General features: G+C 70.8%; 7 protein-coding genes. 4 read left to right on the top strand and 3 right to left on the bottom strand.

Annotation, left to right across the window (positions count from 1 at the left end; translation table 11 throughout):
* Positions 1-39: 39 nt before the first annotated feature.
* Together AOK17_RS17745 and AOK17_RS17750 are read right to left on the bottom strand one after the other, a co-directional pair.
* Positions 40-2,436 (bottom strand): MFS transporter, encoded by a 2,397-nt coding sequence (locus AOK17_RS17745; RefSeq protein WP_055613468.1) that lies wholly within the window; start codon positions 2,434-2,436, stop codon positions 40-42.
* A 220-nt stretch (positions 2,437-2,656) separates the two neighbouring features.
* Positions 2,657-3,100 (bottom strand): SRPBCC family protein, encoded by a 444-nt coding sequence (locus AOK17_RS17750; protein WP_055613469.1) that lies wholly within the window; start codon positions 3,098-3,100, stop codon positions 2,657-2,659.
* A gap of 184 nt (positions 3,101-3,284) precedes the next feature.
* Between AOK17_RS17750 and AOK17_RS17755 the strand changes: the two genes are divergently transcribed.
* From AOK17_RS17755 to AOK17_RS17770, 4 genes are all read left to right on the top strand, one after another.
* Complete coding sequence (locus AOK17_RS17755) at positions 3,285-4,319, top strand: Rv2578c family radical SAM protein (RefSeq protein ID WP_055613470.1); 1,035 nt, start codon at positions 3,285-3,287, stop codon at positions 4,317-4,319.
* A 306-nt stretch (positions 4,320-4,625) separates the two neighbouring features.
* Complete coding sequence (locus AOK17_RS17760; protein WP_055613471.1) at positions 4,626-6,212, top strand: alpha/beta hydrolase; 1,587 nt, start codon at positions 4,626-4,628, stop codon at positions 6,210-6,212.
* Positions 6,213-6,277: 65 nt separating this feature from the next.
* Positions 6,278-6,676, top strand: coding sequence for a RidA family protein (locus AOK17_RS17765; RefSeq protein ID WP_055613472.1), 399 nt, complete (start codon positions 6,278-6,280; stop codon positions 6,674-6,676).
* A 123-nt stretch (positions 6,677-6,799) separates the two neighbouring features.
* On the top strand, positions 6,800-7,351 hold the full coding sequence (locus tag AOK17_RS17770; RefSeq protein WP_055613473.1) for a GNAT family N-acetyltransferase: 552 nt from the start codon (positions 6,800-6,802) through the stop codon (positions 7,349-7,351).
* On the opposite strand, the gene AOK17_RS17775 is transcribed toward AOK17_RS17770, so the two are convergent.
* A complete protein-coding gene (locus tag AOK17_RS17775; protein WP_055613474.1) occupies positions 7,324-8,340 on the bottom strand; it encodes a sensor histidine kinase in 1,017 nt (338 codons plus the stop codon). The genes AOK17_RS17770 and AOK17_RS17775 overlap by 28 nt on opposite strands.
* Positions 8,341-8,448 lie beyond the last annotated feature (108 nt).

Here is an 8,448-nt window from a genome sequence, read left to right on the forward strand (position 1 = left end):
CCACGAACCCGCACCCAACGACGGCCCCTCCCCCCGTATTCAGTCTTCATGCCCCAACTGAAGATCCCGTTCGGTCCTCCCACCCCCGGCCACCTGCAAAACGGTAGCCACCGGCGGGTATCCGGCAGCGATCACCGTGTACTCCCCCGAGGAAAGATCAATGAACCGGAACGTTCCGTCACCCCCGGTGGTCAACGTGTCCACCACATTCCCCGCGGCGTCCAGCAGCGTCACCCGCGCATCCTCGACCGGCCGCCCCCCACTGGCCCGCACGGCCCCCCGAAGCACCGCCCCACCGGCGAGCTCGACATCCTGCCGAGTCTCCCTGGCGGCCTGCACGCTCACGGGCAGCGCGGCGGGACGGAACGCCGGCGCGCTCCCCGCCAGCGTGTACTCCCCCGCCACCAACTCCGTGATGACGTAACCCCCTTCACGCCCACTGCGCGTCGTGGCGACGACCTCGCCGTGCACATTGGTGAGCGTGACGATCGCGTCCCGTACGGGCGTCCCGTCCGCCGTCACCACGCTCCCGGCCAGCCGTCCGGCGCCGCCGAGGACGACGTCCAGCTCGACCGGCCGCTCCCCGACGGTGACGCTGACGGCCTGCGGCTGATGCCCGCCGGCCGCGGCGATGAGGACGTACGACCCGGCGCCGGGCGTCGACAGCGCGTACCGTCCGTCGTCCCCGCTCGCGCCCCGGCCGATCTGCTGTCCCGCGACGTCGATGAGGGTGAGCGCGGCGCGGGGCACGACGGTGCCGTCGGGGTGCTGGACGGTGCCGCAGACGGGCACTCCGGCGGCGTACGACGAACGCGCCTGCGGGACCGAGGAGTTGTAGGACGCGGTGGTCTCGGGGGCGGCTGAGGTGTGGTGGGACACCAGCGGTTTCTCCTTGAGGAAGAAGGCGACGAGCAGGCCCAGGACGAGCACCGGCACGAGGTAGAGGAAGATCCGCGGCATGGCGTCGGCGTAGGCCGCGATGTAGCCGTCGCGGAGCTCGGCGGGCAGTGCGTGGACGAGCTGCGGGGTGATGGACTCGGGGTCGGGCAGGCCGGCCCCGGCGGGCAGCCGTTCGGCGAGGGAGTCGGCGAGCCGGTCGGCGAAGAGCGTGCCGAAGATCGCGGCGCCGACGCTGCCGCCGATCTGCCGGAAGTAGTTGTTCGCGCTGGTCGCGGTGCCGAGGTCGCGGGGGTCCACGGAGTTCTGCACGGCGAGGATCAGTACGGGCATGACCAGCCCGATCCCGGCGCCGAGTACGGCCATCCAGACGCTGTAGTGCAGCCGGGGCGTGTCGACCTCCAGCCGCGACAGGAGCCACATGCCGAGGACGGAGAGGAAGCCGCCGAGGATCGGGTAGATCTTGTAGTGGCCGCTGCGGCTGATGAGTTGGCCCGAGACGACCGAGGCGCCGACGATGCCGGCCATCATCGGGAGCATGAGCAGACCGGACTCGGTGGCGGTGGCGCCGTCGACCATCTGCAGGTACGTGGGCAGATAGCTGGCCGCTCCGAAGAGGGCGACCCCGACGATCACGCCGACCAGGCCGGTGACGTTGAAGACCCCGTCGCGGAACAGCCGCAGGGGCATGAGGGGTTCGGCCGCGAAGTGCTCGGCGACGAGGAACAGGGCCGTGGCGGCGACTGCTCCGACGCCGAGCCCGAGGATGACGCGCGAGTCCCACGCGTACTCCGTTCCGCCCCAACTCGTCAGCAGGACCAGGCAGGTCGAGGCGGCGGCGAGCAGCAGGGCGCCGAGGACGTCGAGGCGGGGCCGGGCGGTCGGCTTCGGGAGTTTGAGCACGACGGCGACGACGGCGAGCGTGACCAGGCCGAAAGGCACGTTGACGTAGAAGCACCAGCGCCAGGAGAGGTGGTCGGTGAAGTAGCCGCCGAGCAGCGGTCCCGCGACCGACGCGAGGCCGAAGGCGGCGCCGATCAGGCCCATGAACCGGCCGCGTTCCCGGGGCGGCACGATGTCCGCGATGATCGCCTGCACGCCGATCATGAGTCCGCCGGCGCCGACGCCCTGGAGTGCGCGGAAGGCGATCAACTGGTCCATGGTGCGCGACCATCCGGCCAGCGCGGAGCCGATCACGAAGACGACGATCGCGAACTGGAAGACGCCCTTGCGGCCGTAGAGGTCGCCGAACTTGCCGTAGACGGGCAGTCCGACGGTGGCGGTGAGCAGATACGCGGTGATCGCCCAGGACATCCTGTCCAGGCCGTGCAGCTCCCCGACGATCTTCGGGAGAGCGGTGGCGACGATCATCTGCTCCAGCGCGGCGAGCAGCAGGGCCAGCATCAGCGCGAAGAACACCATCCGCACGCGGGCCGGGCTGAGCTCCTCGAACTGCGGTGGCTCCGGCGGCCCTTGGGGTGTGTCAGGGGCCGGAGCCGAAACGCCGCGTTCGCCCGCCGCCAGAGTCGTCCCGCCCACGTGCTGCTCCCCTCGTCGCGCCTGCGCGGCCCATTTCTCGCATTACGCGACAACTGGGAGCAAGCGCGACGAGTCGCCCGTCAGTGGAGCTCAACGGGCGTAACCGCCGGTGGGAGCCCTACGGCGTACGACGGAGCCATACCGAAAACCACTCGAAACGGTGAGCGTGAGAATCGCCCGGCCGAGAACCTCCGGGCGCTCACCGGGACTGCGCCGAGGGCTACTTCTCCACCTCGGTGGCGAGCTTCGCCAGCACCTCGTCGTAGATCCGCCCGAGACCCTTGGGCGCGAAGGTCTTCTCGAAGAAGCCGCCGATGCCGCCGGCGCCGTTCCACACCGAGGTCACGACGACACGGGACTTGCCCTCGCCGGCCGGGGTGACGCGCCAGGTCGTCACCATCGAGGAGTTGCGGTCCTTCTCGACGAGTTCGCCGTCGGTGGGCTCGCTCACCTCGACCAGGCAGTCGCGGACACGCTTGCTCGTGGCCTGGAGCTTCCAGTGGACGAGGCTGCCCTCTCCGTCACCGCCCTCGCGCACCTCGTACTCGCTGAAGTGCTCGCTCAGGACCTTCGGACGCGTGCCGGTGTAGTCGGCCAGCGCGTCGAACACGTCGTCGGGCTGAGCCGCTACGACTCGCTCAGTGGTGGCCTCGACCTGCGCCATTGCGTTCCTCCAGCACTCGGGATCTCGGGGGTCAGCGCTCAGCCAACCATCAGGCGGTCGAGCCGCCCAAATCGGGGTCCCCTCAAGGCCCTGACGCCTCGGACGCCGCGCCCGTCGAATGTGAGTTCGCACGATCAAGGGAACATGTGTTCTATTCTGTGTTCAGTGCTACCGAGGAGGCGTCATGCGCTGGGAGAACCTCACAGTGGAGTCCGGCGGCAACCTGCCGAGGGACGCCGCGCTGTTCGGCGCGGACGCGGTGACCACACGTACGTTCGACACCCCGGAGTTCCGTGGAATCACGTTCCACGAGATCCGGGCCAAGTCGATCGTGAACCGGGTGCCGGGCGCCTCGCGCATGCCCTTCGAGTGGACGGTCAACCCGTATCGGGGATGCACGCACGCATGTGTCTACTGTTTCGCCCGCAAGACCCACAGCTATCTGGACCTCGACACGGGCCTCGGCTTCGACAGCCAGATCGTGGTGAAGGTGAACGCCCCGGAGCTGCTGCGACGGCATCTCGGCTCGCGGCGCTGGCTCGGCGACCACATAGCGATGGGCACGAACGTGGACTGCTACCAGCGCGCCGAGGGCCGCTACCAGCTGATGCCCGGCATCATCGCGGCCCTGCGCGACCACGCGAACCCCTTCTCCATCCTCACCAAGGGCACGCTGATCCTGCGTGACCTCGACCTCCTCAAGCAGGCCGCTTCGGTGACCGAGGTCGGGATCTCCGTCTCGGTGGGCTTCATCGACCACGAGCTGTGGCGGACCGTGGAGCCGGGCACGCCCGCCCCGGAACGCCGCCTCGACGCCGTCCGCACGCTGAGCGAGCACGGCATCGACTGCGGGGTCCTGATGGCCCCGGTGATCCCCTTCCTGGGCGACGACCCGTCCCAGCTGCGCGCGACGGTACGGGCGATCGCGGCCTCCGGCGCCACCTCGGTCACACCGCTCGTGCTGCATCTGCGGCCGGGGGCGCGCGAGTGGTTCATGAGCTGGCTGGCACACCACCACCCTTATCTGGTGCGCCGTTACGAGCGGCTGTACGCGGAGGGTGCCTACGCCCCGAAGTGGTACCAGCGCCGGATCACCCGCCAGGTCCACGAACTGGCCGAGGAGTACGGGATAGGCCCCACGCGCGCGGGGATGCCGCGCAGGATCCCGGCACCCGCCGAACCGGCCCTCCCGGAGCCGACCCAGCTCACTCTTCTCTGACCGGCAGTTCACCCTTCTCCGACCGGCAGCGCGCCTTTCTCCGACCGGCACCGCCACCCGCTCCGACCAGCGCTTCTCAGCTGCATCCGGGCGCATCGCGCGGCCCGATCGGGTCAAACTCCTGTCGGAACCGGTTCTTCCGGGCGCCCACCCCGGGACGATACGGCGAAGGCCGTGGCGTGCACGGCCCACACCCTCCGTCCTGGGAGGTCCGATGCTGCACCTCCCCGGGGGACGATCCCCGGCCCCCGGCTCGAGCATCAGGCCAGAATCCCTGCCCGGAACATCGATGCGAGGCGATTCATCGTGAACCGACGCGCAGTTGCTCTGTGCGGTGCCGCTGCCGTGGTGGCCGGACTGATCACCGCGATCCCGGCCGGCGCGAGCGCGGACTCCGCGACCGCACCGCGCACCACTCCCTCCGCCGACCAGGCGAAGCTCACCTGGAAGAAGTGCGGCACCACCTCCTATCCGACGCTCCAGTGCGCGTCCCTGAAGGTGCCGCTCGACCACACGGACCCGCACGGCGAGCGCATCACGCTCGCGCTGTCACGGGTCCCGCACACCGCGAAGAAGTCCCAGGGACCGCTCCTGGTGAACCCGGGCGGCCCCGGCGGCAGCGGTCTCACGCTCGCCGGCTTCGTCGCGGCCACGCTGCCGAAGGCGGTGGCCTCGCAGTACGACGTCATCGGCTTCGACCCGCGCGGCGTGGGCGCCAGCAAGCCCGCCCCGAACTGCAAGCCGGGGCACTTCACGCCCGTACGCCCCGACTCCCTGCCGAGCACCCCCGCCCTGGAGAAGGCCAACCTCGACCGGGTCAAGGCCTTCGCGAAGGCGTGCGGCACGAAGTACGGAAAGCTCCTGCCGTACCTCGACACCGTGAGCGCGGTCCATGACATGGACGCGATCCGGCACGCACTCGGCGCCAAGAAGATCAACTACTTCGGGTACTCGTACGGCACCTACCTGGGCGCCGTCTACGCGAAGCTCCACCCGGACCGCGTACGGCGCATGGTGCTCGACTCCATCGTCGACCCGACCGGTGTCTGGTACGAGGACAACCTCGCGCAGGACCACGCCTTCAACGACCGTCACCGGGCCTTCATGGCCTGGGTCGCCAAACACAACGCGAAGTACAGGCTCGGCACCGATCCGGAGAAGATCGAGACCAAGTGGTACGCGATGAGGGCGGCCCTGGCGAAGAAGCCCGCGGACAAGACGGTGGGCGCCTCCGAACTGGAGGACACGTTCGTCCCCGGCGGCTACTACAACGGCTACTGGCCGTATCTCGCCGAGGCGTTCGCGGCCTTCGTGAACGACAAGAACGACGACCCGCTGGTCGAGGCGTACGAGAACTTCGGTGCCGTCGACCCCGCGGGCGACAACAGCTACAGCGTCTACACCTCGGTGCAGTGCCGTGACGCGTCCTGGCCGCGCGACTGGGAGCAGTGGCGCGAGGACAACTGGGAGGTGTACGAGAAGGCGCCCTTCATGACCTGGAGCAACGCCTGGTACAACGCGCCGTGCGCGTTCTGGCCGACGGACTCCCTGGAGCCCGAGGACGTCTCCAACGACTCGGTGCCGCCGGTGCTGCTGTTCCAGGCGACGAACGACGCGGCCACCCCGTACGAGGGCGGCCGCATCCTCCATCACCTGCTGCGCGGTTCCAGCCTGGTGGTCGAGCAGGGCGGCGGCAACCACGGCATCACGCTGAGCGGGAACGCCTGCCTGGACAAGCACCTGGCCACGTATCTGGCCGACGGCAGGGTGCCGCGCAGCGGCGGTGAGGTCGACGCGGTGTGCAAGCCGCTGCCCGACCCCAAGCCGCTGAGCAAGAAGGCCTCGGCCTCGCGCGGCACGACGCTGCACGGGCTGCTCGGGTTCCGGGGCTGAGCCCCGGAAGGTGAGCGGCGGCGCCCGTCGGGGGCGTTGTCAGTGGCGTGGTGCAGGATTGATCCATGGCCGAACTGACGCGCATCTCCGCCCCCGACGGGGTCGCCCCCGCCGCCGCGTACACCCACGTCGTCATGGGCACGGGCCGCTTCGTGGCGGTCTCGGGCCAGCTCGCGCTCGACGAGGACGGCAAGCTCGTCGGGGAGGGCGACCCGGCTGCGCAGGCCCGTCAGGTCTTCGAGAACCTGCGGCGCTGTCTGGCCTCGGCCGGGGCCACCTTCGACGACGTGGTCAAGCTGACCTTCTTCGTCACGGACATGGCGTACATGCCGGCCGTCCGCGCGGCCCGGGACGAGCACATATCCCCAGGCCGCCTCCCGGCCGCCTCGGCCGTGCAGGTCGCCGCCCTGGTGAGCCCGGACTTCCTGATGGAGATCGAGGCGTTCGCGCTGCTGCCCGAGTGAGTCGCGGGTGCCGCCCGAGTGGGCCGAGGGTGCCGCCGGGGCAAGTAGCGGGTGCCGCCCGGGCGTCCACGGGCCCGCCGAAATTCACGGGACCCCTCCCCCACGGCCGCCTAGGGTGCCGCCATGGACGAACGCCTCCGCGCCCCTTTCGCCACCCTCCACGTCCGCGAGATGGCCCTGGCCGACTGTCCCCGCGTGGCCGAGATCCGCGTGCGCGGCTGGCAGACGGCGTACCAGGGCATGATGCCGCAGGCGTACCTCGACGGGCTCGACCCTGCGGAGGACGTCGAGCGGCTGCGGGCCCGCTTCGAAGGGGCCGGTGTGGGCGTGGAGAGCCTGGTCGCGGAGTGGGACGGCGACGTCGTCGGCTGGGCGTGCCACGGCCCGTACCGGGACGGCGAAGTCCGCACCGCGGACGCCGAGTTGTACGCGATCTACGTGGCCCCCGACCGGCTCGCGCACGGTGTGGGCCGCGCCCTGCTGCGGGAGTCCGTCGCCCGCTGCACGGCCGCGGGACACGGCCGGATGCTGCTGTGGGTGCTCCGGGAGAACGCGAGCGCGCGCCGCTTCTACGAGAAGGCCGGTTTCGCACCGGACGGCGCGGAGGAGCCCTTCGAGGTGGACGGTGTCGAGGTGCCGGAGGTGCGTTACGCCCGTGTGCTGGGCGGTTCCTGAGGGAGGCTCACACAGAACACGGCGCCGCTCGGCCGGCCGGGCTCGTACCAGGCGTCGCCGCCGTTCGCGCGGGCCAGGCTGCGGGCGATCCACAGGCCGAGGCCGGTGCCCTCGGTGGCCGCCGCCGTGGCGGGGTCGCGGCGGTAGCGCTCGAAGAGGTGCGGGACGAAGGACTCGGGCACACCGGGACCGTGGTCCGCGACGGACAGTTCGATGTGTCCGCCGGTGGCGCGCGCCGTGATCTCCACGGGCTCCCGGCCGTAGGCGAGGGCGTTCTCCAGGTAGTTGGTGATGATCTCGGCGAAGCCGACCCGGTCGACGCGGGCCACCAGATGCGCCGGGACGGCCAGCCGCAGATCACGGCCGCGGGCCGCGGACTCGGCGAGCCGCTCCAGAAGGAAGCCCAGCACCGCCACCGCTTCCGGCACGCCCTGCTGCCACGCGCCGTCGATGCGGGCGGCGGTGAGCAGCTTGCGGACGAGCGACTGCAGCCGGTCCGTGCGCTCGGCGATCCGCTCGACCAGCTGCGCCCGCCCCTCGTCCGTCAGGTCGGGCGGCGGCTCCTTCAGTACGTGCACCAGGGCGCCCAGGGCGGCGAGCGGGTTGTGCAGTTGGTGCGCGGCCACCGCGGCGACCACGCTCTGGTGTTCCAGGGCGGACTGGAGGACGTGGTCCGCCTGCCGTCGGCGGGTTCCGTCGCGCAGGGCGGCCACGTACAGCCGGCGGTCGTCGAGGCTGGCCAGGGTGACGCGCATCTCGACGACCTTGCTGCGGCCGTTCGGCAGGACCAGTGTGACCTCGGTGGCCTCCCCGTGGACCAGCGGGAAGCCGAACACCGAGCCGATCAGTTCGTCCGCGGGGCGCTCCAGCAGTGTCGCCGCGGCCGGGTTGCATGCCCGGACGCATCCGTCGGCGTCCACCGCGACGATGCCGTCCGGGGCGGCCAGCGCCATGGCCTCGTACAGGTTCCGCGGCCCGTCGTCAGTCATCGATCTCGCCCCCGCCGCCCCTACCCATTCCCGTCCCTGACTCAGGGGCTCCGCCCCCGAACCCCCGCTCCTCAAACGCCGGAGGGGCTGAAGATTGCGCGGCCGGGC

Source organism: Streptomyces phaeochromogenes, assembly GCF_001418655.1.
Taxonomy (GTDB): Bacteria; Actinomycetota; Actinomycetes; order Streptomycetales; family Streptomycetaceae; genus Streptomyces; species Streptomyces phaeochromogenes.

What these genes read in the sequence shown, in the direction of transcription:
- AOK17_RS17755 (WP_055613470.1), top strand. Translation starts at nt 3,285, where the DNA reads ATGCGCTGGGAGAACCTCACAGTGGAGTCCGGCGGCAACCTGCCGAGG.
- AOK17_RS17750 (WP_055613469.1), bottom strand. Translation starts at nt 3,100, where the DNA reads ATGGCGCAGGTCGAGGCCACCACTGAGCGAGTCGTAGCGGCTCAGCCC.
- AOK17_RS17770 (WP_055613473.1), top strand. Translation starts at nt 6,800, where the DNA reads ATGGACGAACGCCTCCGCGCCCCTTTCGCCACCCTCCACGTCCGCGAG.
- AOK17_RS17775 (WP_055613474.1), bottom strand. Translation starts at nt 8,340, where the DNA reads ATGACTGACGACGGGCCGCGGAACCTGTACGAGGCCATGGCGCTGGCC.
- AOK17_RS17765 (WP_055613472.1), top strand. Translation starts at nt 6,278, where the DNA reads ATGGCCGAACTGACGCGCATCTCCGCCCCCGACGGGGTCGCCCCCGCC.